This window comes from Pseudomonas sp. FBCC-B1565, from assembly GCF_059133265.1.
On record NZ_CP101438.1, the window covers coordinates 4,473,965 to 4,499,143 of the forward strand.

Sequence of the window (25,179 nt, forward strand, 5' to 3'; positions counted from 1 at the left end):
CCACGGACAGGAACACCATGCGCCAGGTACTGCTGATCATCGATGTGCAACCCTCGTTCAACCCTCCCGCGTGGCTGGTGGACGGCATCAATGCCCTGCTGGGCCGCATGCCGTCAATCGCCACCGTGGAGCGTCACGACGAGCGCATCACCCCCTTCACCCGGCAACTTGGCTGGCAACCGGCACCGGATGACCAGAGCCTGATTGCGGCGGACCGCATCTTCATCAAGCACGGCTACGCGCCGACACCCGAGACCGTCGCCTACCTGAAAAGCCTGGCCCCCGAACGCGTGCTGGTGTGCGGTATCCAGACCGACACCTGCGTGCTGGCGGCGGGGTTTGCGTTGTTTGATGCCGGGTTGCAGCCGACGTTGATCAGCGATCTGACCATGGGCTCGTCGCTGGATCGGTCGGGGCAGTTGGGGGTGGACTTGTGGCGGCATCACTTTGGGCACGTGGTTGATCGAGACCAGGTCGCTGCCACCTTATGACCCCCTTTCCTACCCTGCACACTCAACGCCTGCAACTGCGGGAGTTGGTGACCCAAGATGCCCAAGCGCTGTTCGCCATCTACCGCGATACCGACAGTATGCGCTGGTTCGGCGCTGACCCGATGACCGACATTGCCCAGGCAAAGCGCCTGATCGAGACCTTTGCCCAATGGCGTACCCAACCGAATCCCGGGACTCGCTGGGGGCTGGAGTTCCAGGGCCGATTGATCGGCAGCTGTGGCTTGTTCAAGTGGAACCGTGGATGGAACAGTTGCTCGCTGGCCTGTGAGCTTGCACCGCAATTCCGAGGCGAGGGTCTGATGAGCGAAGCGCTGCGCACCACCCTGGAATGGGGTTTCAGGCAGATGCATTTGCAGCGGGTGGAAGCACTGGTTCATCCACATAACCACGCGTCTCGCGCTTTGCTGGAGCGTCTTGGCTTCAAAGCCGAAGGAAAACTGCGAGAAGCCGGATTCTGGAACGGCCAACGACATGACCTTGAAGTGCTGGGGCTGCTGGCGCGGGAATGGCCGTATCAACCCAGACTGGACAAGTAAGCTCGCAGTCTCAAAACCCACCCCTTCCCGTCACACCTTTCGACTAGAGTTCCAGCATCTCTGGCCATTTGATGAACCATGACCATGACACCCCCACTGCTCCACGTACGCACGTCAATGCTCGATGTAGCCTATGAAGCCCATGGCCCCAACCACGGCAACCCGGTGATCCTGCTGCACGGCTTCCCTTACGACCCACGTGCCTATGACGCGATTGCACCGGTATTGGCCGGGCATGGCTACCGGGTGCTGGTGCCTTACCTGCGCGGTTACGGCCCGACACGGTTTATCAACGCGCAGGTGATGCGTTCCGGGCAGCAGGCGGCGCTGGCCAAGGATCTGCTGGATTTCATGGATGCACTGGCGATCCCGCAGGCCACGCTGGCCGGGTACGACTGGGGTGGGCGCGCCGCGTGTATCGTCGCGGCGTTGTGGCCCGAGCGGGTGCGCGGGCTGGTGACCGGGGATGGCTACAACATCCAGGACATCGCCAAGTCGCGCAAGCCCAGGGCGCCGGTGACGGAGCATCGCTTGTGGTACCAGTACTACTTTCATACCCAGCGCGGCGTGGACGGCTTGACCGCCAACCGGGGCGAACTGTGCAAGCTGTTGTGGTCGCTGTGGTCGCCGTCCTGGGCCGAGGGGCCGGGGCTGTATGCGCAGACCGCGCCATCGTTCGATAACCCGGATTTTGTCGAGGTGGTGATTCACTCCTACCGTCACCGCTTCATGTACGCACCCGGCGACCCGGCGCTGGAAGCCATCGAGCAAGCCCTGCTGTTGCAGCCGGCGATCTCGGTGCCGAGCATTTCATTATGCGGTGCCGATGATGGCGTGGGTCCGCCGCCTGAAGTGGATGACGACGTGGAGCATTTCAGCGGGTTTTACCAGCGCCGGGTGTTGCCAGGCGTGGGTCACAACATCCCTCAGGAAGCGCCGCAGGCCACACTGGACGCGGTGTTGGAATTGCTCGGCGAAAAACGTTCACGATAAGCCTGAGGCGTCACCGACAAGGCGCGCAGAAAGCTGCGACGCAGGGTTTCCTCGCAACCGAACCCACATTGCACCGCAATGCGTTTGACCGACGCCGTGCTATCGGCCAATTGCCGACGCGCGGTTTCGACGCGGATGAGCTCGACGGCACGTGCCGGGGTCTGGCCGGTTTCGGCGCGATAGTGGCGTACAAAGCTACGCTCGCTCATGCCGGCCTGGGCGGCCAGGGTCGGGATGTTCAAATCCAGGGTGAGGTTTTCAGCCACCCAGGCGTGCAGGTCGGCGAAGCGGCTGTCGTCTTTTTGCAGGGACAGCGTCACGCTGAATTGCGACTGGCCACCGGGGCGCTTGAGAAACACCACCAGGTGCCGCGCCACTTCCAGGGCTACGGCGCGGCCCAGGTCTGCTTCCACCAGCGCCAGGCACAGGTCGATACCGGCGGTGACACCAGCGGAGGTCCAGACGGCGCCCTGCTGGATGAAGATCGGGTTGGACTCCACCGTCAGCGCAGGGAACTTGCGCGCCAGCTCTTCACAACGGGTCCAGTGAGTAGCCACGCGGCAGCCGTCGAGCAGGCCGCTGGCGGCCAGCAGGAAAGCGCCGGTGCACACCGATGTCATGCGGCGGGTGTGTCTGGCTTTCTCGCGCACCCAGTCCACCAGCGCCGGGTCTTCGGCGGCGCCGTACACGCCCCAGCCACCGGCGATCACCAGCGTGTCGCACGGCGCATCGACGGCGGGCAGCGGCTCGGCGACCAGCGCCAGGCCGGCGGAGGTCATCACCGGCTGCGATTGCGCGGCGATCACCGAAACGGCGTAAGGCAACGGTTCGCCGCGCTGGCGCGCCAGGTCATTGGTGGAGGCAAACACCTGCAGCGGCCCGGTGACATCGAGCACCTGGGCATTATCGAAAGCGAGTACATGGACGATTCGAGGCATGATTGGCGTGATTCGTGGGTTTAATGGCGTATTCGCCAAAGCCTAGGCCTCTAGAGTGAAGCCGTCCACCCCTTTATCGGAGCTTCATTCATGACCTTGCAGATCGGCTTTCTGTTGTTCCCCGGCATCCAGCAACTGGACCTTACCGGCCCTTACGACGTACTGGGTTCCCTGCCGGACGTGAAGTTGCACCTGGTATGGAAAGACCTGGCCCCCGTCACCTCCAGCACCGGCCTGGCGTTCACCCCGACCATGACCTATGCCGACTGCCCGCGCCTGGATGTGATCTGCGTACCCGGCGGTTCCGGCGTCGGCGCCTTGATGGAAGACCCGCAGACCCTGGACTTTCTCAAGACTCAGGCCCAGACCGCACGCTACGTGACCTCGGTGTGTACCGGCTCGCTGGTGCTTGGCGCGGCGGGTTTGCTGCGCGGGCGCAAGGCAACGACCCACTGGGCCTACCACGACCTGCTCGCCCCGCTCGGCGCCATCCCAGTGCAAGAGCGCGTTGTACGCGATGGCAACCTGCTGACCGGTGGCGGCATCACTGCCGGGATCGACTTCGCCCTGACCCTGGCGGCGGAGCTGTACAGCGAAGCAGCCGCGCAACTGGTGCAGCTGCAGATTGAATACGCACCGGCGCCACCCTTCGATGCCGGCCGCCCGGACACCGCGCCCAAGCATGTGCTGGATGAGGCCAACAAGCGCACGGCTGAGTCGCGCCGCGTGCGTGGGGAGATCGTTGCTCGGGCGGCGGCGCGGTTGGGTTGATACGCTTTCTCTGTGGTGAGCGGGCTTGCCCCGCGTTGGGCTGCGTAGCAGCCCCCTAACGGTGACTGAGTTTCTTCAGACACTCCACAGCGCCAGGTTTTGGGGCCGCTTCGCGCCCCAACGCGGGGCAAGCCCGCTCACCACAACAAGCTCGCCAAACACATTTAGTCAGGCCGGGCGCGACATCACCGCCAGGCGCACCGCCAGCACTGTCAGCACCATCGCCAGGCCCCATTTCTGCAACCAGGCGCCTTTTGAGCGCCTGGTGAAGAACCGGCTCAGCGCCCCGCCAAACATGCCCAGCAACAGATGAAACACGCCCGCAATCAGGGTCAACACGCCCCCCAGCACCATCAACTGCACAGCGATGGACCCCGCCTCGGGCCTCACGAACTGCGGCAGGAACACCACAAAAAACAGCAGCGCCTTAGGGTTGAGCAAACTGTTGAGCATGGCTTGCAGGAACACCCGGCCCAGCGGCACCCGGCTGACGGGGCCAGCATCCAGCCGAGGTTTTTTCTGCAAGGTCTTGAACACCAGCCACAGCAGGTAGATCACACCCGCATACCGGATCACGTCAAAGGATGGCGGCCAACTGGCAACCAGCGCCGTCACCCCGGTGGCAGTCAAGGCGGTCAGCAGCACGTCGGCCACGCCAATGCCCAGGGCAGACGCCATCCCGCCGCGCCAGCCGTGGGTCACGCCGTGGCTGATCACAAAGGCCATGTTCGGCCCCGGGGACAACAGCAACAGCAGCACAGCACCGGAAAAAACCGCCAGGGTCGCCAGGTCGATCATGCTCAAGCCTTCCACCGGGAAAAGCCTGCAGATTAGTCGGTGCACCGGCGGCAAACAAAAAATTGTGCTGGATACAGTGCGCGCCGGGAATTGCGAAGGGCCACGACCAACGTCTAGAATGCGAAACATTATCAATTAAGACAGCTGTGCCAGGATGCCCATGTCGAGCGATCACCCACTGGACCACGCCGCCATCGGCCAGCTTTACCACGCCCATCATTCCTGGCTGCGCGGCTGGTTGAGCCGGCGCACCGGGTGCCGTGAACACGCCGCCGACCTGGCCCAGGAAACCTTCGTGCGCCTGCTCAACGCGCGCAAACAGCAAACCTTGCAGCAGCCGCGCGCCTACCTGAGCAGCATCGCCCGCAGCCTGATGATCGACCAGTACCGCCGCCGCGAACTGGAGCGCGCCTACCTGGAAAGCCTTGCGCATTTTCCGCAACTCGAAGTGCCGTCGGAAGAAACCCGCCTGCTCATTCTCGATAGCCTGGAACGCATCGACCGCTTGCTCGACCAGCTCAAGCCGCGGGTGCGCGAAGCCTTCCTGCTGGCGCAACTGGACGGCCTGACCTGTGCGCAGATCGCCCTGCGCCTGGGTGTGTCCAAGGCCACGGTGGAGCGTGACTTGTCCAAAGCGCTGCATGCCTGTTACCGCTTGCGTTATGCCGAAGGCTGACCCGCGCCTGGTGGACCAGGCCATCCAGTGGATGATCACACTGCGCTTCAATGTGGCCGACGACGCCAGCACCGCCGCGTTCGAACGCTGGCTGCACACCAGCGCCGAGCACCAGTTGGTGTGGCAGCGGGTGGCCGCAATGAATGACGATTTCAGCCAACTGCCGCCCCAGGTCGGCCGGCACGCCCTGCGCGGCGCGCGCCGACACATCTCCCGTCGTGAAGGCTTGAAACTGCTCGGCCTGGTTGCGGGTGCGGCCGGTTTGACCTGGCTCGGCCGCGACTACACGCCACTGCCTGCACTGATGGCCGACTACCGCACGGCCACCGGCGAGCGGCGCTGGGTGGCGCTGGACGATGGCAGCCGGATCCAGTTGAACAGCGCCAGCGCCCTCGACACGGCCTTCGATAAAGAGCGTCGCCTGGTGCGTTTGCGCCAGGGTGAAATACTGGTCAACACCGGCACCGATCACCGACCGTTCTGGGTACAGACCCGCGACGGCTACCTGCGCACCCTTGGCACGCGTCTGCTGGTCCGCGAAGAAGCCCAAGGCACACAGCTGGCGGTGCAACAGGGCACAGTGGCGGTGTTTGCCAACAGCCATGCGGGCAATGCCCGCCAGGTACTCAAGCCTGGCGAGCAGGTGTTGTTCAATCGCAGCGGCATTCGTCCGGTTGTCGGCAACGGCCTTGACCCCTGGGCCTGGAGCGACGGCGTGATCAGCGCCCAGGCGATGCGGCTGGACGACTTCCTCGCCGAACTGGCGCGCTATCGCAACGGCCTGGTGCGTTGCAGCGAGGCGGTGGCCGGGCTGCGGGTGTCGGGGACTTATCAACTGGACGACACCGATCAGGTGCTGAGCCTGGTCGCGCAATCACTCAAGCTTGATGTCACGTACCGCAGCCGCTATTGGGTGACGGTTTCCGCGCGCGCGTAACCTTTCAAAAAATAAATGAGGTGAATTCTCATTGCCGCTCGACCTGTAAGGAAAGGCCGATCAACAGGCCGGTTCTGTCCACTTCCTTCAGGAGCACCCCGCGGTCATGCAAGCGTTCCCCTCCCAACGTTCACCCCTCAAGCGCGCCGTGCAGGCGGCCTTGCTCGGCGTCTGCCTGAGCAGTGCCCTGCCCCTGTCCGTGATGGCCGAGACACCGGCCAGCGCCACCCAGGCCCGTGACTGGAACATCGCTGCCGGCGCCCTCGCCGCTGCATTGGATCAGTTCGCACGCCAGGCCGGTATCAGCCTGTCCTACGACGCCACCAGCGTCGCCGGCAAGACAAGCCCGGGCTTGAGCGGCCGCCTTGATCCTCAGCAAGCGCTTGAGCAATTGCTGCGCGGCCAAGGCCTTGAAGCCCAACGCCAGGGCAACAGCACATGGATGCTATTGCCGCAAGTGGCCGCCACCGGCGCGCTGAGCCTGGGCGCTACCCTTATCAACGGCGAACGCCTGGGTGCCAGCACCGAGGGCACCGGCTCCTATACCACCGGTGCGGTCACCATCGGCAAGGGCGAACACAGCCTGCGGGAAACCCCGCAATCGGTGAGCGTGATGACCCGCCAATTCATGGACGACCAGAACGTCACCACCATCGACGACGTGATGGAGCGCACGCCCGGCATCACCTCCTACGAGTCGCCCATGGGTGGCAAGTATTTCTACTCCCGTGGTTTCAAGATGCTCGGCCAGTACCAGTACGACGGCGTGCCCCTGGACATGGGCAAGGACTACGTCCAGGCCGACAGCTTCAGTGCGAACATGGCAATTTATGACCGGGTGGAAGTGCTCAAGGGCGCCGCCGGCATGCTCAAGGGGGCCGGCACCGCCAGCGGCGCGGTGAACTTTGTGCGCAAGCGCCCGCAGGCCAAGCCCACCACCAGCCTGTCGCTGTCGGCCGGCACCTGGGACAACTACCGCGCCGATCTCGACACCGGCGGCCCACTGAATGACAGCGGCACGCTGCGTGGCCGCGCGGCGGTGAGCCAGCAGGATCGCGGGTCCTACATGGACATCGCCAAGCGCAAGGACCAGGCGTTCTACGGTGCACTGGATTTTGACCTCACACCTGACACGACCCTGGGCGTCGGCGCCAGCTACGAAGATGTCGATGCCTCCCCGTGCTGGGGTGGCCTGCCGCGCTACGCCGACGGCAAAAGCGCCAACCTCAGCCGCTCGACCTGCCTTGGCCAATCCTGGAACGACTGGCAAAGCCGGCGCACCACGTTCTTTGCCGACGTCACCCACCACTTCAACGATGACTGGAAACTCAAGGTCTCGGCAGTGCACAGCCGCAACCTGCAAGACACCAAATACGCCGCCAGCGAAGGCACCATCAACTATGGCGACCCGGCGCCGACGGCCAACTCCTATGCAGCGCTGATGGACTACGACCACAGGGACTACGGCCTCGACGCCTATATCGACGGCAAGTTCGAAGCCTTCGGCCTGGAACACGAAGTGATCCTCGGCGCCAACGGCAGCCGCGGAACCCAGGACGACGTCTATGCGATCCAGAACCTGCCCAGACGCCAGAGCATCTACCAGCCCGACCACCACTTCCCGGAACCGGCCAACAGCACCTTCTGGCCGAACATGTACCGTGGCGGCACGGTCAAGGAAACCGCCACCCAATACGGTACTTATGCCACCTTGCGCCTGCGCCTGGCCGAGCCGTTGATGTTCATCGTCGGCAGTCGCGTGAGCTGGTACGACAACCGGCGCGAGTCCTATAACCTGGGCTGGGGCGAGTGGTCCCTGCAAGATGCGCACACCAAGGAAACCGGCGAGGTCACGCCGTTCGCCGCACTGATCTACGACCTCAACGAGCACCTCTCGGTGTACGCCAGCTACGCCGATATCTTCCAGCCGCAAAGCTCATATGCCACGGCCGATGGCGCGGCGCTCAAGCCGAAAATCGGCGACAACTACGAGCTGGGTATCAAGGGCGAATGGTTCGATGGGCGCCTCAACAGCTCCCTGGCATTGTTCCGTGCCATCGAGAAAAACGGCGCCGAAACCGACTACAACAGCTTCTGCCCGACCTCTGCCGATGGCTATTGCTACACCGATAAAGGCAAGGTGCGCGCCCAAGGCGTGGAGGCCGAAATCAGCGGTGAAGTGCTCGAGCGCCTGCAACTGTTCGGCGGCTACACCTACACCCAGACCAAATCCCTGAACACCATTGACAGCACAAAAGAAGGCGGCGTCTCCAACACCTATGTGCCTCGACACATGCTGCGCGTGTGGGGTGACTACCAGCTCGATGGCGCACTGTCGAAATGGAGCGTGGGCGCCGGAGTCAATGCCCAGAGCAGCAACTACCGCGTGCAAACCATCAAACTGGAACAGGCCGGTTACGCCACCTGGAACGCGCGCGTGGCGTATCGCCTCGATGACACCTGGACCGTGGCGCTCAACGGCAACAACTTGTTCGATAAAAGTTATTACAACACGGTCGGTACCGCCTCCTGGGGTAACTTCTACGGTGAACCGCGCAATTTTACCGTGAGTTTGAAAGGCAACTTCTGAGCCGATGAAAGCCCCGGCGGCAGGGCACTTAGTGCGCCCTGCCGCTCCCTCTTTGTCCCCCTTTCCTACCTCGCTTTGAAAAAGGTTTTTCCTTTAAGCAGGAAAAATCTGACATTTGTTCCTACACTCAAAAACACACCCAATCACCGAGTGTTCGGACAAGGAATGTCAATAAAATGCCGCAAAAAAGACTGATTAACCTGTCTAGCATGCCGCCTCCGCACCACTGTCAATTCGTTGACTGAACACACATCAAAGGAACACTCCTTTAGTCACTACCCCGCAAAACCCAGTCAAATGGATAGCCGCATTTGGAATGGCTAGTTGCGTATTACCCAGCGTAGTCGTTCGACCCTAGTTCTAAAGCAAGCCAGCGCTTATTGAACAAACCGTCGAACAGTGAAGGCTGGAGTGCAATGAGGGATGTTTGTATGCGAGAGAAGTCGTCCGTCGACAGCCTGTTCTTAACGCGCGCCGGTTTTGTTGAGTTCTTTGTTGTTTTCGTCAAGTTGGTCCATGGCCTGACGGCCATTCTGCCCCCTCTGGTCCTGGTGCTTTTCCTCGACCCGATGGCCCCTGAGCTGCGTGCCCACTTCCTGGGCCTGCTGGTATTTTTTGCGGTCCTCACCATTATTCTGTTCCAGGCCCTGGGCATCTATTCCGAAGAACTGTTCAGCAATCGCCTGCGCCTGAAAACCAAGATCAAGGCCTGGACGGCAGCCTTTTGCATCCTGCTGTTCATGTACCAGATCCTGCAGTTCTTCCCGCAATTGACCCCGCGCAACCTGGCGGTCTGGTACGTCGCCAGCCTGGGGCTGTTATGCCTGGAGCGCCTGCTGATGCTGCGCCTGTATCGCAAGCTGATGCGTGCCGGCAAATTCCTGCAACGCACGGTGATCCTGGGCTTTACCGACACCGCCGTACACGTCGCCGATCACCTGCTGCGCAACGGTGACATCCGTTCCGGCCTGGTCGGGTTCATCGACGACCGCACCGAGCGCATTCCCAAGGAACTGAGCAACCTGCCCCTGCTGGGCAACACCCGCGACCTGGAAAAACTGATCCGCGCCGAACAGGTCAACCAAGTGATGATCTGCCTGCCCTGGGCCGCCGAGCAGCGCATCCATGGTTTGGTCAACCGCCTGCGGCAGCTGTCGGTGAACGTGATGCTGGTGCCGGACATGGCTGCCCTGCGCTACGGCCACAGCAAGATTACCGACGTGGGCGGCATCCTGATGTTCAACACCTCGCAGTTGCCGCTGCGCGGCTGGTCGCCGGTAATCAAGCGCTGCGAGGACTTGCTGCTGGCCAGCCTGGCGCTGGTGTGCCTGTCGCCGGTGATGCTGGCGACGGCGCTTGCGATCAAGCTCGATTCCAAAGGCCCGGTGCTGTTTCGCCAGAACCGCTACGGCTACAACGACAACGAAATCCGCGTGTTCAAGTTCCGCTCGATGTACACCGACCAGAGCGACTTCACCGCCGAACGCCAGACCACCCGCGAAGACCCGCGCATCACCCGCGTGGGCCGCATCATCCGCAAGACCAGCATCGACGAGCTGCCGCAACTGTTCAACGTGCTGCTGGGCAACATGTCCATGGTCGGCCCGCGCCCGCATGCCACCGCGACCAAGGCCGCGGGCATTCCGTTTGAAGTGGCGGTCAGCGAATACAGCTCGCGGCACCGGGTCAAGCCAGGCATCACCGGCTGGGCGCAGATCAACGGCTACCGGGGTGAGACCGACACCCTGTTCAAGATCCAGAAACGGGTCGAGTACGACCTGGAGTACATCTCCAAGTGGTCGGTGTGGTTTGACCTGTACATCGTCTTCATGACGGTACCGGCCGTCCTTTCCACCAAGGAAGTCTATTGATGAACACACTCAACGGATTAATTCCCTGCATCATTTCCGGTGGTTCGGGCACGCGGCTGTGGCCGGTGTCCCGGCAGAACATGCCCAAGCCGTTCATGCGCATGCGCGACGGCCAGAGCCTGCTGCAGAAAACCTTCCAGCGCGCAGCCAAGCTGCCGGGTGTGGAAAGCGTGTTGACGGTGACCAACCGCGACCTGCTGTTCCGCACCCTGGATGACTACCGTCTGGTCAACCAGGCCCACCTGCCCCTGGACCTGCTGCTGGAGCCGTTTGGCCGCAACACGGCGGCGGCGATTGCCGTGGCGGCGTTGCATGTGCAGGAACATTTCGGCGGTGACGCGCAGTTGCTGGTGATGCCCGCCGACCACCTGATCCTCAATGAAGTGGCGTTCGCCGAGGCCGTGACCCAGGCCCGCGACCTGGCCGAAGCCGGCTACCTGGTGACCTTCGGCATTCAGCCGGATCATCCGGAAACTGGCTTTGGCTACATCGAACAGGGCGAGGCGCTGGGCACCGGCTACCGGGTCAAGCGCTTCGTGGAAAAGCCCGACCTGGCCACCGCCCAAGGCTACCTCGACGGCGGCAAACACCTGTGGAACGCCGGCATGTTCTGCTTCAAGGCCAGCACCCTGGTGGACGAACTCGCCGCCCATGCACCGGACGTACTGGACGCTGCCCGCGCAGCGCTGGAGCACAGCCAGCATCTGCAGAACAAGACCTCACGCCAGCGCGAGCTGGACGCGGACGCCTTCGGCAGTGCGCCGGATGTGTCGATCGACGTGGCGCTGATGGAAAAGTCCAGGCAAGTCGCCGTGGTGCCCTGTGACATCGGCTGGAGCGACATCGGCTCGTGGGAAGCCCTGCGCCAGCTCACCCCCAGCGACGCCCATGGCAACCAGGTCAATGGCGAAGCGATTCTGCATGACGTGCACAACTGCTACATCGACTCGCCCAAGCGCGTACTCGGCGCCGTGGGCGTGCGCGACCTGATCATCGTCGACACCCCTGACGCCCTGCTGATCGCCGACGCCCACCGCAGCCAGGACGTGCGCTACATCGTCGCCGAGCTCAAGCGCCAGAACCACCCGGCGTACAGCCTGCACCGCACCGTCACCCGGCCGTGGGGCACCTACACCGTGCTGGAGGAAAGCAGCCGCTTCAAGATCAAGCGCATCGTGGTCAAGCCGCAGGCGTCGCTGTCGTTGCAGATGCATCACCACCGCAGCGAACACTGGGTAGTGGTCAGCGGTGCGGCGCAGATCACCAACGGCGAGCGTGAATTCCTGATCAACGCCAACGAGTCCACCTACATCCCCGCCGGGCACAAACACCGCCTGACCAACCCCGGCATCATCGACCTGGTGATGATCGAGGTGCAGAGCGGCGAGTACCTGGGCGAGGACGACATTGTGCGCTTCGACGACATCTACGGGCGCGCGCCCGCAGAAGTGAAGAAATGACATGCTCACCTCACTGATCATCCCGACCCGTAACGCCTCCAGCCATCTGGGCCGCCTACTGCCGGCGCTGAAGATGCAAACCCTGCAACCTGACGAGATGCTGGTGGTGGACAGCGCCTCCAACGATGACACCGCGGCGCGCTTTCGCGAATTCGGGGCGCGGGTCGAGGTGATCGACGCACGTGACTTCAACCACGGCGGCACCCGGCGCTGGGCCAGCGAACAGGTGGGCGGCGACGCGCTGATCGTGATGACCCAGGACGCGATCCCCGCCACCCCGGAAACCTTCGCCAACCTGCTCGCCGAATTGCAGCAGGACCCGCTCAACGGCGTGGCCTACGGTCGCCAGTTGCCGCACCCCGACGCCGGAGTACTGGGTGCGCAGTCGCGGCACTTCAACTACCCCGAACACAGCCGCAGCAAAAGCCTGGCCGATGCGCCGGAGCTGGGGATCAAGACCTGCTTCAGTTCCGACTCGTTTTCCGTGTACCGGCGCAGCGTGCTGGAGGCGGTGGGCGGTTTCCCGGCCGATGTGATCGGCAGCGAGGACGCCTACGTGGCGGCGCGCATGCTGCTCGATGGCTACAAGGTGCGCTATGCCGCCACGGCATTGGTGCATCACTCCCACGATTACAAACTCATGGATGAGTTTCACCGCTACTTCGACATCGGCGTGTTCTACGGCCGCGAGCCATGGATCAAGCAGGCCTTTGGCGACGCAGGTGGCGAAGGCAAACGCTACGTGCTGGCTGAACTGGCGGCCTTGCGCAAGGCCGGCGCCCTGCACCGTGTTCCCGAAGTACTGGTGCGCAGTGCGTTCAAACTGCTCGGCTACCGGCTGGGTCAACTGGAGCGTCGCCTCCCCCTCGCCCTCAAGCGGCGCATCAGCATGTTTCCCGGTTATTGGAGGTGAGCATCATGACCTACAGGAAGTCCCCCTTGATGAAACGAACCCTGCTCGTCGTGGCCATGATGGCCCTGGCCGCCTGCAACACGCCGGCACGCATCGTCCCGCCCGACAGTGACACCGTCGAGGCCGGCAAGCGCGCCCTCGACCAGCTGGCGCAATTGCCGCCGGCGGTGGAACGCATCCGCATCGGCGACCAGTTGCGCATCGTGCGCGATGCCGGCGAGATGCCGACACTGTCGGCGTTCAACGTCAGCACCATCTATGAGCTGACGCTATACACGGTGCAGACCGACGGCAAGATCAACTACCCGTTCCTGGGGCCGGTGCAGGTCGCCGGTCGCCAGCCGTCGGAACTGGCCACGGAGTTGACCGGCAAGCTCGCGCCCATCTACCGCGAACCGCGCGTGACGGTGAACATCAACCAGGCACCGAGCGGCTCGATCATCGTCGGCGGCGCGGTGAACAACCCGACGGCGGTGCAGATCGCCACAGCCAACACCCTGGAACAAGCCATCATCGGGGCCGGCGGGGTCAGCCCGGCGGGCAACGCCAGCATGGTCGCCCTGCTGCGCGAAGACGCCCAGGGTGCCTATCGCGCGTACTTCCTGGACTTCAGCCAACTGCTCAAGACCGGCCCCAACGGGCGCAAACCCGTGCGCCTGCAACGCGGCGACGTGGTGTTCGTGCCCAAGTCCAACGTGGGCGAGCGCATCCAAGGGGTGGATACCTACATGAACCAACTGATCCCGTTCACCAAGTCGATCGGGGTTGGCTACAACTACACCCGAACCAGCGGCGGCAACAACTAAAGGAGCGACATCCCAATGATCGAGATCCGTTCTTTTCGTGATCTTCTGCGCTTGTTCTTCATCTTCCGGCATGAGTTCAAACTGGCGGCGATTGCGGCGCTGGTGATCATCCTGCTGGGGGCGTTCCTGCTGCCGGCCAAGTACGAGTCCACCGCGCGCCTGTTGGTGAAGCCGGGGCGTGACTCGACCTTGCCTATCGAGATCAGCAACCGCCAGGCGCTGGTGATGCCCAGTACCCAGCGCGACCCGATTGTCGACGAAGAGCGCCTGCTCACCGGCCGGCCGATCGTGCGTGCGGTGGCCGAGCACTACCTGGAAGTGATCGAGAACGCGCCGCCGCCGGAAGGTTTCTGGAAGCGCACCAAGTACTACGCCAAGAGCGGCGTGGGCGCGGTGTTCGATGGCCTGCGCGTGGTGCTGGAAACCGTCGGTGTCGTGGAAAAAACCACGCCGGTGGAACGCCTGGCCGCCAGCCTGGAGAAGAACTTCGAAGTCAGCCACGCCGCCGGTTCCACGGTGATGGACATCAGCTTCAAGTGGGGCGACCCGGAAATCGCCCAGGCGGTGGTCAAGGATTGGGTCGAGACCTACATCAACGAACGTACCGAGGCTCTGGGGCGCAAGAGCCTGTACGCGTTCTATGAAGGCCAGGTGGCCAACAGCGCCACCGAGATCAAGAGCTACAAGGAGCAGATCCTCACGCACCTGAACGAGATCGGCGCGGCGAGCATCACCGACCGCCTGGAGGATTTGTCCGAGCGCATCAACGTGCTGCGCGGTGAGACGTTCAACACGACGCGACTGATCGCCTCGTCCGACAGCGCGATCCAGAGCACGCGCACCCAGCTCAAGGGCCAGCCCAAGGAAGTCACCACCGTACGCCAGATCGCCCTGAACCCGCAGCAGCAGGACTTGCGTCGCCTGCTCAACCAGAAGCTGCTGGAAAAGGCCGACATGATGCGCACCTACACCGACAACGCGCCGCCGGTCAAAGCCCTGGACGCGTCGATCCGGGCCATGCAGATGCAGGTCAACAGCGAGAGCAACACGGTGCAAGCCTCGGAGAACCGTGCGCCGAACACCCTGGAAATCCACTTGCAGCGCGTATTGCTGGATGAAACCAGCAACAACGTGGCACTGCGTACCCAACTGGTGCAACAGCAGAAACAACTGCTGAACCTGGAGGAGCAACGTAAGCAGGCCCTGGAGATCGAACCGGAGCTGGCCCGCCTCTCCCGCGAGCTGAACACCACCGAGCGCAACTACGCGCTGTACGTGGATAACCTGGAAAAATCGCGCATCGACCGTGAGCTGGACAACAGCCAGATCAGCAACATCGCCGTGATCGAAGAAGCCACCCTGAACCCAGGCCGCATCTTCCCGAAAACCCTGGTGATGCTGGTGTTGGCGATCCCGTTTGCCATCGTGGTCGGCCTGCTGGTGATCTACCTGTGCTACCTGCTCGACCAGCGTATTCACGACGGTGGCCTGGTGGAGCGCAAGTTCGGCCTGCCGCTGTGGACCACCCTGCCGGAGCTGGACACCTCCACCGCGCAAAGCACCAACGCGTTCAATGCGAGCATCTACCGGTTGTACAGCCTGCTGCAGCCCGAGCGCATTGCCGAACAGGGCGTGACCCTGGGCCTGACCTCGGCGCGCCATGGCGAAGGGGTGACCTTTGTGGTCGAGCAACTGCGCCAATTGCTCAGTGAAAACGGCATCAACGTGCGCGTCGGCGGCCTGGAAACCGCTGCGCCGGGTGAGGTGGTGCTGCTGGATGCTTCGGCCTTGCTGGACAACCGCGAGGCGTTCGTCGACCTGCGCCGCGCCGACCTGATCGGGCTGGTGGTGGAAGCGCGCAAAAGTACCGTGCCAGTGGTGGAGCATGCGTTGTCGATCCTCAACACCGCGTTCGGCAAGGTGGACGGCATCATCATCAACCGTCGCAAGTTTGAAGTGCCGAGCAAAGTGCTGCGCACCATCGGCAAGTACCGGGGGGCGTTCTGATGCGAATCGCCTTGCTCGCGCCCTTGCCGCCGGAGAAAAACGGGATCGCCGACTACGCGAACCATTTCCGCACGGCCTTGGAACACCTCGGTGTGACGGTGCTGACACCGTTGGCCGGGGTGGCGGGCAACAGCGAAGCGATCAAGCAGGCCATCGACGCGTTCGACTGGCAGGCCGTCGACCTGGTACACGCCGAACTGGGCGGCGGGCGCCTGGGGGAATTCCTGGCCTTGCGTGAACTGCGCAAGGCTTACCCCCGGTTGCCGCTGACCGCGACCGTGCATGACCCGGAACGCATGGTGTGGCGCCGTGAGCACCTGCCGTTCCCCTTGAACCTGATGGAACGTCTGCCCAGCCCCTTGCCCCAGGCCGCCGTGGTGCTGGCCGACCCACTGACCCTGCGTGAAGAACGCCAGGTCGCCAAGGGACTGACCCGGCTGGTGACCCTCACCCGCCTGGGTGCCGACTGCCTGAGCCAGCGCATGCAACTGCCGGCCGGCAAAGTCGCGGTGATCAACCATGCCAACCTGCCGATCCCAGCGGTACCGTTACCCACCCTCGACACGCTGCGCCTGCTGTACTTCGGGTTTATCTACCGGGGCAAAGGCATCGAAGACCTGGTGCAGGCCTTGGCGGATGTGTTCAAGCAAGCCCCCGAATTGCGCGATCGCGTGCGCCTGACCCTGGCTGGCGGCACCGCCGCGGAAATGGCATTTGGCGCAGGCGGCAATTACCTGGAGCAGTTAAATGCGCAGATCGCTGAGCTGGGCCTGACCGACGCCATCGACTGGCGCCTGAACCTGCCGGCGGATGAAATCGCCCAGACCATCCAGGCGCACCACGTGATGGTGCTGCCCTACCGTGAATCGAAAAAACTCGGCCTGCTGGGACGCCAGCGCGGCACCAGTGGCGCACTGTCCTGGGCCACCGCCTGCGGGCGCGGCGCGATCACCTCCGACGCGCGCGCATTTGCCGAGGAAGTCGCCAGCGGTAACGGCGCGATCTACCCCGAGGGTGATGTGGCCGCGCTCGGCGAACAACTGCTGCGGCTGGCACGTACACCGCTGCTGGCCCGGGATTGGGCCGAACGCGCCGGGGAAATTGGCCGCGAACGGTTGTGGCCGTTGACCGCGCAGAAATTCAAGCAGCTCTTCGAGCAGGCCATCAGCGGAGCCCCTTATGGCGCGTAAACGCACCTACCTCGCCACCCTCGCGGTGGTCGCCGCCCTGGGCCTGACCGCATTCTTGTGGGGACGCCAGGCGGATGCCGAAAGCCATGTGCTCAAGGGCAGCAAGGAGGTGGTGTGGAAAGATTTCCTGGGGGTGAATGCGCAGTTCCTGTGGTTCAGCCCCGAGCGCTACCAGAAGCAGATCGACCGCCTCAAGGCCCTGGGCCTGGAGTGGGTGCGCCTGGACCTGCATTGGGATCAGCTGGAAACCGCGCAGAACCAATACAAGCTCGCCACCCTCGATGAGCTGGTGGGCAAGCTGCAGCAGAACCAGATCAAGTCGGTGTTTTACCTGGTGGGGTCGGCGCGTTTTATCAGCAGCGCCCCGCCGCTGTCGTTGTACCCGGACCAGTACCCGCCGAAAGACCCCAACGTGTTCGCCAATCGCATGGCCATGCTGGCCCAGCGCTACCCCAGCGTCGAGGCCTGGCAAGTCTGGAACGAACCGAACCTGATCGGCTTCTGGCGCCCGGCGGCAGACCCTGCCGGGTATGCGAATCTGTTGAGCGTCACCACCAACGCCTTGCGCGCCGTGAACCCGAGCAAACCGGTAGTGGCCGCCGGCATGGCGTTCTTCAGCGAAATGCCCAATGGCCAGACCATGTTCGACGCCTTGGGCGCACTCGGCGTGGCCAGCCTCAATACCGTGATTTCCTATCACCCCTACACCCAATTGCCCGAAGGCAACGACCCGGCCAACCTGGACTTCATCGCCAAGACCACCCAGCTCAACCAGGCCCTGCGCAACGGCGGCGTGAACACGCTGTGGAGCACCGAGTGGGGCTGGTCAACCTACAAGGGGCCCAAGGACGCCCAGGACATCATCACCCTCCAGGCCCAGGCCGACTACGTGGTCCGCCGCCTGGCGCTGATGAGTGCGATGGATTTCGACAAGATCTTCCTGTTCACCCTGAGCGACCTCGACCAGCGCGCCAGCGTGCGTGACCGCTCCTATGGCTTGCTGGATATCGACACCAACCCCAAGCCCGTCTACACCGCCTTGAAGAACTTCCTCGACGTCAGTGGGCCGACGCTCACGCCGGGCGATCCGCCGGTTGCCGACCAGTTGCCCGACGGCCTGTTCAGCATCGGTTGGACCCGCGCCGACGGGCGCAAGCTGTGGTTCTTCTGGGCCGCCCAGGGCGGCAACGCCCACTTGCCAGGCCTGGCCAGCGCCACCCTGTACGACCCGCTGCGCGGCACACAAACCCCGGTAAGCGGCACCAGCGGCCTGACCGTACCGGTCAAGTCGAACCTGCAAATTCTGTTATGGGACTGAGGCCTGCCATGCGCATTTTATGGATCCTGCCCTATTCACCCTGGCCCGCCACCAGCGGCGGCAAGACGCGCCAGTTCCATCTGCTGCGCAACCTCGCCGCGCGCGGGCACCGGATCACCCTGCTGCTGCATGACAAACACCCGGTGTCGCTTACCGACCGCCAGGTGCTGGAAGCGTTTCTCGAACAACTGATCATCCTGCCGCGCCGCCCTCTGCGCAGCGTGACGACCCTGTTGGCCGGACTGTTTGCGCCCTACCCGCTGCTGGCCAGCGTGAATGGTTTGTCGGGTGAATTGCAGGACACCTTCAATTGGTTGCTGGGTGACCCTTGGGACGTGGTGCAAATCGAACACAGCTACAGCTTCCAGCCGTATGAAGAGGTGCTGGCGCGCAAGTCCCAACCCTTTGTGCTGACGGAACACAACGTTGAATCGGCCCTTGGCGCCGCCACGTATGACCGTTTGCCGGGCTGGTCGCTGCCGTTCATTCGCTACGATCAATGGCGCTATGCCCGCTGGGAACGCCGCGTGATGCGTCAGGCCGCCCAGGTGATCGCGGTAACCGACAGCGACGCACAGGTACTGGGGAAAATCGCCGGCAAACCGGTGTCGGTGGTGGTCAACGGCGTGGACTGCGATCACTTCGCCGCCGCCCGCCCTGACCCAACCACCCGCCGCGTGTTGTTCCTCGGCAACTACGAATACGCGCCCAACGTGGATGCCATCGAGTGGGCCCTGGATGAGATCCTGCCCCAGGTCTGGGAACGCTGCCCCGACGTACGCATGAGCGTGTGCGGCTTCGGCATGCCCGACAGCTGGCGGGCACGCTGGCCGGACCCGCGTATCGAGTGGCAGGGTTTTGTGCCCGACCTGCTGAGCCTGCAATCGAGCTGCTCGGTGTTCCTGGCGCCGTTGCGCCATGGCGGCGGCTCCAAGCTCAAGGTACTGGAAGCCTTGGCCGCCGGCTTGCCGCTGGCAAGTACCGAGCAAGGCGTATCGGGATTGGACCTGGTGGAAGGCCTGGATTACCTCGGCGGGCAGACCGCTGCGAGCCTGGCGGATGCCGTGGTGCGCCTGCTGCAATTTCCCGATGCCGCCACGACCATGGGTGAAGCCGGCCGCGCCTATGTGCGTCGTGCCCATGACTGGGGCGTCGCCGCCAGCCAGCTGGAAAAGGTCTACACGACCCTTTCGCCCCAGAATCAAAAGGAGCCCGCATGCGTGTAGGCCTGGATTACCGCACCGTCGGCACCTCGCCGCAATCGGGCATCAGCCGCCAGGTGTATGCACTGGAAAGCGCCCTGCGCGGTCTGCCCGGCATCGAGCTTGAGCGGTTTACCGTGGCGCCCCTGGGCGATGAAACCCGCTTGCAGGCGCACTGCCCGGCCTGGGGTTGCGCCAAGACCGCCATGCACCAGCCGCAGAATCGCCTGCGCTTCGAAGCCGGGTTTCTGCCACGGGCGTTGCGCGAGCACCACATCGACCTGTACATCAGCACCTTCAACATGGGCCTGCCGTTGCCGCCCAAACCCAAGGGCCTGCGCACCGTGGTGCTGTTGCATGACCTGTTCCAGATCACCTTGAACAACTACCACGCCAACCGCTTGAAGGCGCTCATCTATAAGACCAGCGATCGCCTGTCGATCACCTACGCGGTGCACAGCGCCGACCGGGTGTGGACGCCGTCGCAGTACAGCGCCGATGAAACCGCGCGGTTGTTTCCCAAGGCCGCGGGCAAGATTCGCGTGCTGCCCAATCAGGTCGACGGCTTTACCGAACTGGCGGCGGACCTCGGCCCGCGCCAATTGCCCGAGCGCTATTGGTTGCTGGTGGGCACCCGCGAGCTGCGCAAGAACGTGCCGTTCCTGGTGGAAGCCTGGCAGCAGGCGCGACGCCAGTCCCCCAGCGTGCCGGAGTTGGTGCTGGTGGGCAGCCTCGATCATTTGCCCGAAGCCCAGCGCAGCCTGCCGGGCATTCGCGCACTCAGTGGCGTGTCGGATGCCGAATTGCATGCGCTGTACCGCCAGGCTTCGCGCCTGTGGCAACCGTCTTACGCCGAAGGTTTTGGCCTGCCGGTGATCGAAGCCCTGAGCGTCGGCACCTCGGTGGCAGTGGCCAGCGGCACGTCGCTGGATGAAATCACCCCGCCGTCGGCACCGCGCTTTTCGCCCACCGATGGTCCAGCGCTGACGCAGCTGATGATCAGCCTCGGCGAGCGGGCCGCCGATGAATCGCCCGAACAATGCCGGCAGTGGGCAGAACGCTTTAACCATCGCGCCTATCGCGGGCGCCTGGCCGAACTGATCGAGGAGCTGAAGTGAACGTGAACCTGCCCAGCCTCGTCGCCATCCTCTTCGGCCTGCTGTTTGGTGCCGTCGCCCTGCTGTTGTCGCCGGCCAAGGCGTTCCTCGCCGTGATCGGCGTGGCCGGTGCGGTGACCATCCTGCGTTTTCCATTCTGGGGCCTGGTGCTGTTTGCCCTGGTCGCCACATTCATGCCGTATTCCACGATCAACCTGGGCATTCGCAGTACCGTCAGCGAAGCGATCCTGGCGCTGACCTGGGGCGCGGTGCTGTGGCACAACTTCCTGGCGCGCCTGCCGGATACGCCAAGCCTCACCCGCCGCCCCACCGACCAGATGCTGTTGTGGCTGATGCTGTTCAGCGTGTTCCCGTTCATCGTCGGCCAGGTCACCATTCACGCCGACACCAGCGGCGTGGCCAACTGGCTGCGCTGGTTGCTGAGCCTGTCGGCGCTGTTCCTCTGCGCCAAGTTGCTGGTGGACCGCAAGCACCGTGAATCCCTGGTGATCGCCCTGCTGCTGGGTAGCCTGGCGATGCTGGTGCTGTCGATTGCGGTGTTCGTGCGCACACGCTCCGGGGCCGGCATTGCACCGGTGCTGGCGCTGTTCAACTACGGCAACTTCGACATGCTCAAATTCGGCCTGGAGGCAATGTCGTCGCGCATGGGCTCGCCGTGGATGCACCCGAATGCCATCGGCGGGATCATGGCGTTGCTGCTGCCCCTGGCGTTCTGCTTCGGCATGACCGAGCAAGGCTGGAAGCGTGCACTGGGCCTGGGCGTGGCGTGCCTGGGCGCCGCCGCCTTGCTGCTGGCCAGTAGCCGTGGCGCGATGGTCAGCCTGGCGCTGGTGCTGCTGTGGATGGCCACGCGCCGGGTGCCGTACACCGGGCGCCTGCTGATGATCGGCGCGGCGCTGACGGTGGCGCTGGTGATCGCGTATCCGCCGTTGCAGGAGCGCCTGGCGACGATTTTTTCGTCGAGCAACGCCAGTACCGAAGTACGTTTCGACGAGTACCGCATGTTTCCGCAGGCGGTGGCGGCGTACCCGTTCGGTATCGGCTTCAAGGTCGACCCGCCCGTACCCGACACCCACTTGCTGGGCATCTCCAACCTGTGGCTGAACTTCATCTACAAGACCGGCATTGTCGGCATGCTGTTCTTCGTGGCGGTGACCGTACGCTGGTGGCGTGAAGCGCGTCCGGAAAACGGCCCGATCCGCCTGACCAAGGACAACGCGCTGTGGCTGGGCACCACCGCCGGGATTCTCTCGGCGCTGGTCAGCGGCCTGTTTGACCACTACTTCAGCTTTGCCGTGGTGATGGTCGCGCTGTTCTGGCTGATGGTGGGCATTAATGTGCTGGAAGCGCGGCGTCTGTTTCCGGCGCGCCTGCCGCAGGTAAAAAGCATAACCTCGCGCAAATCGCTGCTCGACGGCGTACAGCGCTGATGCTGGGCTCTGCCGCATGGCTGACGCTGGCGACACTGCTGGGCCTGTGCCTGGGTTTTGCCCGCGAATGGTTGCTGGTGGCAGCCTGGGGCGCCGGCGAGCGCAGTGATGCGTTCCTGATCGCGCTGTTCTTGCCGGAGGCGCTGCGCATGTCGTTGGCCGGCGGTGTGCTGAGTGCGGCGGCGCTGCCGCTGTACCTGGCGCGCAAGGACGACGAGCGGCTGGGCTGGCTGGCGGTACTGTTCCCGGCGTTGCTGTTGATCGCGCTGGCCACCAGCCTGCTGCTGACCGTGTTGGCGCCGTGGCTGGTGCAACTGCTCGGGCCGGGCCTGGCGGCCAGTGCCACGGCGCTCGCCAGCAGCAACTTGCAGATTGTCGCCTGGTGCGTGCCGGGGCTGATTCTGCATGCGCTGTTCAGCATTCCGTTACAAGCCAGCGAGCGCTTTGTACTGGCGGGCCTGGGCTCGTTACTGTTCAACCTGCCGCCGGTGACCTACCTCGCCTTCGCCGGCACTGCCACTGAACCTCACTCATTGGCCCTGGCCTGCCTGGCCGGCAGCCTGTTGATGCCGTTGGCGTTGCTGCCGTCGATGTGGCGCCAGGGCTGGCGACCGTGGCATTGGCAGCGGTCGTGGGCGCCCCTGCGGGAGTTGGGCCAGCGCATCGGCCCGCTGCTGTTGAGCAACGGCGCCAGCCAGGGCCTGGCCTTGATCGAACGGCTGGTGGCGTCCTTGCTGGGGGAAGGTGCGGTGACCTGGGTCAACCTGGCGCGCAAGCTGATGAACCTGCCGCTGATTGCGCTGATGAGCCTCAACCAGGTGTTGCTGGGCATGATGAGTCGGCGCCAGGGCGATGAGCGCCTGGCCCTGCTCAAGCGTGGCCTGGAAACCGCCAGCGTGCTGACCCTGCCCGCCGGGGTCGGCCTGGTGGCGGCGGCGCCGAGCCTGGTGGCGTTGCTGCTGCCCAAACAATCGCTGGACTCGCCGTTGCCGCTGCTGCTGGCCTGGTTTGCCGTGCCGTTGGTGTTCGGCGCCTGGAACGCCTTGCTCGCACGCTATGCCTACGCTGCGGGCGATACGCGCCAGCCATTGCGGTGTGAACTGCTCGGCAGCCTGGTGAATGTGGCGTTGCTGGGCGTGCTGCCGTTTGTGTTCGGCCTGGCCGGGATTCCGCTGGCTGCGCTGGCCGGAGTGCTCTGCACCGCGTTGCTGCTGATGCAGCGCCAGGCATTGCTCGGCGCCCTGCCCTGGGCTCGGAGCTGGCTGCTCAGCGCGGTGCTGATGGGCGTGGCGGCGTTGGCGCTGTTTCGGGTTGAAGGCGTGTGGCTGCAACTGGGGCTGAGCACCCTGGCCGGCGCGGCGGTGTTGCTGGGGATGGGGCTGTGGCTGAGGCCGTGGCGCAAGGCGTAAGGTTTTCTGTGGGTGCGGTTTTTAGAGGAAGGGTGGTCAGGTGAAGCATCGCTGGATTCAAATGGACATTGCCAAGGGCATCGGCATCCTGATGATCGTGTATGGCCACAGTTGGTTCGTGGCGAACTCGCTGGAGTTGCAGTACCCGATCATCGCCTCGTTCATCCTGCCGTTGTTTTTTTTCCTCTCCGGGGTGTTCTTCAAACCCGAACAGCCGTTTGTGGAGATGGCCGTGCGCAAGGCCGATGGCCTGCTCAAGCCGTTTTTCTTCACCATGCTGGTGTACGTACTGGTGCGCGACATACTGCGCGGCCAACCTCTGCTGCCGGATGTCGGCGGCGTGTTGTACGCCTCGGTGGATACCATCCCCTGGCAGGCGCTGTGGTTTCTGCCGCACTTCTGGGTCGCCATCCTGTTCAGTTGGGTCATGTTGCGCCTGATCCAGCGCCTGAAGCTGTCTCTGCCGGTGAGTTGCCTGCTGATGGCCGTGCAACTGTTGATCGGCATCTGGGTGCTGCCGTGGTTCTGGCAAATACCGGTGACCGTCGGCGGGCACACCTGGATACTGCCCGGCCTGCCCTTCGGCCTGGAAATCACCCTGATCAGCAGCACTTACTTCATCTGCGGCTACCTGCTGCGCGACTGGCTGAGGCGGCACGAGGGATCATTGCTCGCGCTGGTGATTTCGTTGTCCTTGTTTGCCGCGGTGTTCCTCTACAGCCATTCCACCATGGACCTGGCGCAGCGCCGCTACGACCACTGGTTGTGGACCAGCCTGCTGGCGGTGATCGGCGTGTACGCGTGCTGGTCACTGGCGCGGGTGCTGATGGTGTCGACCGTTATCACACGGGCGATGACCTACATTGGCCAGAACACGTTGATCCTGCTGATCTTCCACGGCGAGATCCAGCACAAGACGGTTGACCTGCTGGAGCGCCTGGGGCTGCACGCGTTTGTCGCGGCCTGCATGGGTTTTGTGGTGGCAGTGGTGGTGCCGTTGTTGATCGGGGAAGTGATCAAGCGGGTGGCGTTTTTGCGGTTTTTCTACTTTCCGTTTCCGGTGCGCAAACCACAAAAAACCCTGTAGGCACTCACGCCTACAGGGTCTTGGGTTCAGTCATCCAGCTGTTGCGGTGCGGGCTTGCTGCCATGTTTGGCAGGTTTGGCACCCTTGGCTGGTGCCGGGGCCGCGGGTTCAGGCTCCGGAGCGGCGGCGGCTTCTTTCTCGGCCATCGGCATCTGGTCGATGGCGCTGAAGAACGCCTTCAGGTCGAGGGTATCCGGCGGTACAGTCTTCTCGAGTTTCTTCTCACCGTCCTTGCCCACCAGGATCACTTTGGTGCCGCTGCCGGCGCCCAGCTTGAGGGCACGGATCAGCGCGTTGGTTTCCGGCGGGGTGAGTTTCTTGCTGTCCTTGGGGTCCTTGGCGAACTTCTCGCCTTCGGCACCGATGCTGCCGAACTTCACGGTGTAGAACACCATGCTGCGTTCTTCAAAGGACTGCTTGGTCGCAGGCTCGTCCAGCTGTTTCTTCAGCTCGGCCAACGTGGCGTTGCCGGAATCAAGCTCCACCACCACCAGCGGTCGGGCCTTGCCCAAGTCCTGCTTGAGCGGGTTGATATCATCAGCAGCCAACAGCGGCCCCGTAAAAGCCATCAAGGTAGCCAGGGTCAGCGACCGGATGAGCATGCGCACCTCCTTTGA

The 25,179-nt window shown here is 63.6% G+C and carries 22 protein-coding genes; 19 read left to right on the forward strand and 3 right to left on the reverse strand.

Annotated features, from left to right (window positions below; genetic code table 11):
* The first annotated feature begins 17 nt into the window (after positions 1-17).
* The 3 genes from NL123_RS20575 to NL123_RS20585 all read left to right on the forward strand — a co-directional run bounded on the left by NL123_RS20575 (position 18) and on the right by NL123_RS20585 (position 2,041).
* Complete coding sequence (locus tag NL123_RS20575) at positions 18-491, forward strand: cysteine hydrolase family protein (protein ID WP_071495158.1); 474 nt, start codon at positions 18-20, stop codon at positions 489-491.
* A complete protein-coding gene (locus tag NL123_RS20580; RefSeq protein ID WP_494356235.1) occupies positions 488-1,048 on the forward strand; it encodes a GNAT family N-acetyltransferase in 561 nt (186 codons plus the stop codon). The genes NL123_RS20575 and NL123_RS20580 overlap by 4 nt, the downstream gene beginning before the upstream one ends.
* 78 nt (positions 1,049-1,126) lie before the next feature.
* Positions 1,127-2,041 (forward strand): alpha/beta fold hydrolase, encoded by a 915-nt coding sequence (locus NL123_RS20585; RefSeq protein WP_494356236.1) that lies wholly within the window; start codon positions 1,127-1,129, stop codon positions 2,039-2,041.
* Here NL123_RS20585 and NL123_RS20590 read toward each other — a convergent pair.
* A complete protein-coding gene (locus NL123_RS20590) occupies positions 1,975-2,979 on the reverse strand; it encodes a GlxA family transcriptional regulator (protein WP_494356237.1) in 1,005 nt (334 codons plus the stop codon). The two genes, NL123_RS20585 and NL123_RS20590, sit on opposite strands and share 67 nt — an antisense overlap.
* Positions 2,980-3,069: 90 nt before the next feature.
* On the opposite strand from NL123_RS20590, the gene inhA reads away from it, so the two are divergent.
* Positions 3,070-3,750, forward strand: a complete 681-nt coding sequence (gene inhA / locus NL123_RS20595) for an isonitrile hydratase (protein ID WP_248487443.1) — start codon at positions 3,070-3,072, stop codon at positions 3,748-3,750.
* Positions 3,751-3,918: 168 nt separating this feature from the next.
* On the opposite strand, the gene NL123_RS20600 is transcribed toward inhA, so the two are convergent.
* Complete coding sequence (locus NL123_RS20600) at positions 3,919-4,548, reverse strand: LysE family translocator (protein ID WP_494356238.1); 630 nt, start codon at positions 4,546-4,548, stop codon at positions 3,919-3,921.
* 160 nt (positions 4,549-4,708) lie between these two features.
* On the opposite strand from NL123_RS20600, the gene NL123_RS20605 reads away from it, so the two are divergent.
* The 15 genes from NL123_RS20605 (at position 4,709) to NL123_RS20675 (ending at position 24,562) form a co-directional block, all read left to right on the forward strand.
* Positions 4,709-5,224: a sigma-70 family RNA polymerase sigma factor gene (locus NL123_RS20605; protein ID WP_071489720.1), complete on the forward strand. Its 516-nt coding sequence runs from the start codon at positions 4,709-4,711 to the stop codon at positions 5,222-5,224.
* Positions 5,211-6,161: a FecR domain-containing protein gene (locus tag NL123_RS20610; RefSeq protein ID WP_494356239.1), complete on the forward strand. Its 951-nt coding sequence runs from the start codon at positions 5,211-5,213 to the stop codon at positions 6,159-6,161. Before NL123_RS20605 ends, NL123_RS20610 begins: the two co-directional genes overlap by 14 nt.
* Positions 6,162-6,267: 106 nt before the next feature.
* Entirely contained in the window at positions 6,268-8,751 is a 2,484-nt protein-coding gene (locus NL123_RS20615) for a TonB-dependent siderophore receptor (RefSeq protein ID WP_494356240.1), read from the forward strand.
* 431 nt (positions 8,752-9,182) lie between these two features.
* On the forward strand, positions 9,183-10,622 hold the full coding sequence (locus tag NL123_RS20620; RefSeq protein ID WP_248487434.1) for an undecaprenyl-phosphate glucose phosphotransferase: 1,440 nt from the start codon (positions 9,183-9,185) through the stop codon (positions 10,620-10,622).
* A complete protein-coding gene (locus tag NL123_RS20625; protein ID WP_071495168.1) occupies positions 10,622-12,082 on the forward strand; it encodes a mannose-1-phosphate guanylyltransferase/mannose-6-phosphate isomerase in 1,461 nt (486 codons plus the stop codon). The genes NL123_RS20620 and NL123_RS20625 overlap by 1 nt, the downstream gene beginning before the upstream one ends.
* A gap of 1 nt (position 12,083) precedes the next feature.
* Positions 12,084-12,995: a glycosyltransferase family 2 protein gene (locus NL123_RS20630; RefSeq protein ID WP_248487431.1), complete on the forward strand. Its 912-nt coding sequence runs from the start codon at positions 12,084-12,086 to the stop codon at positions 12,993-12,995.
* Positions 12,996-13,024: 29 nt separating this feature from the next.
* Positions 13,025-13,801, forward strand: a complete 777-nt coding sequence (locus tag NL123_RS20635) for a polysaccharide biosynthesis/export family protein (RefSeq protein WP_248487429.1) — start codon at positions 13,025-13,027, stop codon at positions 13,799-13,801.
* 15 nt (positions 13,802-13,816) lie between these two features.
* Positions 13,817-15,808, forward strand: coding sequence for a GumC family protein (locus NL123_RS20640; protein ID WP_248487427.1), 1,992 nt, complete (start codon positions 13,817-13,819; stop codon positions 15,806-15,808).
* On the forward strand, positions 15,808-16,998 hold the full coding sequence (locus NL123_RS20645; RefSeq protein WP_494356241.1) for a glycosyltransferase: 1,191 nt from the start codon (positions 15,808-15,810) through the stop codon (positions 16,996-16,998). The genes NL123_RS20640 and NL123_RS20645 overlap by 1 nt, the downstream gene beginning before the upstream one ends.
* Complete coding sequence (locus tag NL123_RS20650) at positions 16,988-18,316, forward strand: GH39 family glycosyl hydrolase (RefSeq protein WP_248487422.1); 1,329 nt, start codon at positions 16,988-16,990, stop codon at positions 18,314-18,316. The genes NL123_RS20645 and NL123_RS20650 overlap by 11 nt, the downstream gene beginning before the upstream one ends.
* A gap of 8 nt (positions 18,317-18,324) precedes the next feature.
* Positions 18,325-19,542: a glycosyltransferase family 4 protein gene (locus tag NL123_RS20655; protein ID WP_248487420.1), complete on the forward strand. Its 1,218-nt coding sequence runs from the start codon at positions 18,325-18,327 to the stop codon at positions 19,540-19,542.
* Positions 19,533-20,636, forward strand: coding sequence for a glycosyltransferase family 4 protein (locus NL123_RS20660; RefSeq protein WP_248487419.1), 1,104 nt, complete (start codon positions 19,533-19,535; stop codon positions 20,634-20,636). Before NL123_RS20655 ends, NL123_RS20660 begins: the two co-directional genes overlap by 10 nt.
* A 2-nt stretch (positions 20,637-20,638) precedes the next feature.
* A complete protein-coding gene (locus tag NL123_RS20665) occupies positions 20,639-22,066 on the forward strand; it encodes an O-antigen ligase family protein (protein ID WP_494358331.1) in 1,428 nt (475 codons plus the stop codon).
* Entirely contained in the window at positions 22,066-23,475 is a 1,410-nt protein-coding gene (gene murJ, locus NL123_RS20670; protein ID WP_494356242.1) for a murein biosynthesis integral membrane protein MurJ, read from the forward strand. Before NL123_RS20665 ends, murJ begins: the two co-directional genes overlap by 1 nt.
* A 61-nt stretch (positions 23,476-23,536) precedes the next feature.
* Positions 23,537-24,562: an acyltransferase family protein gene (locus NL123_RS20675; RefSeq protein ID WP_248488190.1), complete on the forward strand. Its 1,026-nt coding sequence runs from the start codon at positions 23,537-23,539 to the stop codon at positions 24,560-24,562.
* 26 nt (positions 24,563-24,588) lie between these two features.
* Here NL123_RS20675 and NL123_RS20680 read toward each other — a convergent pair whose 3' ends face one another.
* Positions 24,589-25,164 (reverse strand): DUF4174 domain-containing protein, encoded by a 576-nt coding sequence (locus NL123_RS20680; protein WP_248487415.1) that lies wholly within the window; start codon positions 25,162-25,164, stop codon positions 24,589-24,591.
* Positions 25,165-25,179: the final 15 nt, after the last annotated feature.

Excerpts from the sequence above, each read along its gene's own strand:
- NL123_RS20575 (WP_071495158.1), top strand. The coding sequence starts at position 18 with ATGCGCCAGGTACTGCTGATCATCGATGTGCAACCCTCGTTCAACCCT.
- NL123_RS20580 (WP_494356235.1), top strand. The coding sequence starts at position 488 with ATGACCCCCTTTCCTACCCTGCACACTCAACGCCTGCAACTGCGGGAG.
- NL123_RS20585 (WP_494356236.1), top strand. The coding sequence starts at position 1,127 with ATGACCATGACACCCCCACTGCTCCACGTACGCACGTCAATGCTCGAT.
- NL123_RS20590 (WP_494356237.1), bottom strand. The coding sequence starts at position 2,979 with ATGCCTCGAATCGTCCATGTACTCGCTTTCGATAATGCCCAGGTGCTC.
- inhA (WP_248487443.1), top strand. The coding sequence starts at position 3,070 with ATGACCTTGCAGATCGGCTTTCTGTTGTTCCCCGGCATCCAGCAACTG.
- NL123_RS20600 (WP_494356238.1), bottom strand. The coding sequence starts at position 4,548 with ATGATCGACCTGGCGACCCTGGCGGTTTTTTCCGGTGCTGTGCTGCTG.
- NL123_RS20605 (WP_071489720.1), top strand. The coding sequence starts at position 4,709 with ATGTCGAGCGATCACCCACTGGACCACGCCGCCATCGGCCAGCTTTAC.
- NL123_RS20610 (WP_494356239.1), top strand. The coding sequence starts at position 5,211 with ATGCCGAAGGCTGACCCGCGCCTGGTGGACCAGGCCATCCAGTGGATG.
- NL123_RS20615 (WP_494356240.1), top strand. The coding sequence starts at position 6,268 with ATGCAAGCGTTCCCCTCCCAACGTTCACCCCTCAAGCGCGCCGTGCAG.
- NL123_RS20620 (WP_248487434.1), top strand. The coding sequence starts at position 9,183 with ATGCGAGAGAAGTCGTCCGTCGACAGCCTGTTCTTAACGCGCGCCGGT.
- NL123_RS20625 (WP_071495168.1), top strand. The coding sequence starts at position 10,622 with ATGAACACACTCAACGGATTAATTCCCTGCATCATTTCCGGTGGTTCG.
- NL123_RS20630 (WP_248487431.1), top strand. The coding sequence starts at position 12,084 with ATGCTCACCTCACTGATCATCCCGACCCGTAACGCCTCCAGCCATCTG.
- NL123_RS20635 (WP_248487429.1), top strand. The coding sequence starts at position 13,025 with ATGAAACGAACCCTGCTCGTCGTGGCCATGATGGCCCTGGCCGCCTGC.
- NL123_RS20640 (WP_248487427.1), top strand. The coding sequence starts at position 13,817 with ATGATCGAGATCCGTTCTTTTCGTGATCTTCTGCGCTTGTTCTTCATC.
- NL123_RS20645 (WP_494356241.1), top strand. The coding sequence starts at position 15,808 with ATGCGAATCGCCTTGCTCGCGCCCTTGCCGCCGGAGAAAAACGGGATC.
- NL123_RS20650 (WP_248487422.1), top strand. The coding sequence starts at position 16,988 with ATGGCGCGTAAACGCACCTACCTCGCCACCCTCGCGGTGGTCGCCGCC.
- NL123_RS20655 (WP_248487420.1), top strand. The coding sequence starts at position 18,325 with ATGCGCATTTTATGGATCCTGCCCTATTCACCCTGGCCCGCCACCAGC.
- NL123_RS20660 (WP_248487419.1), top strand. The coding sequence starts at position 19,533 with ATGCGTGTAGGCCTGGATTACCGCACCGTCGGCACCTCGCCGCAATCG.
- murJ (WP_494356242.1), top strand. The coding sequence starts at position 22,066 with ATGCTGGGCTCTGCCGCATGGCTGACGCTGGCGACACTGCTGGGCCTG.
- NL123_RS20675 (WP_248488190.1), top strand. The coding sequence starts at position 23,537 with ATGGACATTGCCAAGGGCATCGGCATCCTGATGATCGTGTATGGCCAC.
- NL123_RS20680 (WP_248487415.1), bottom strand. The coding sequence starts at position 25,164 with ATGCTCATCCGGTCGCTGACCCTGGCTACCTTGATGGCTTTTACGGGG.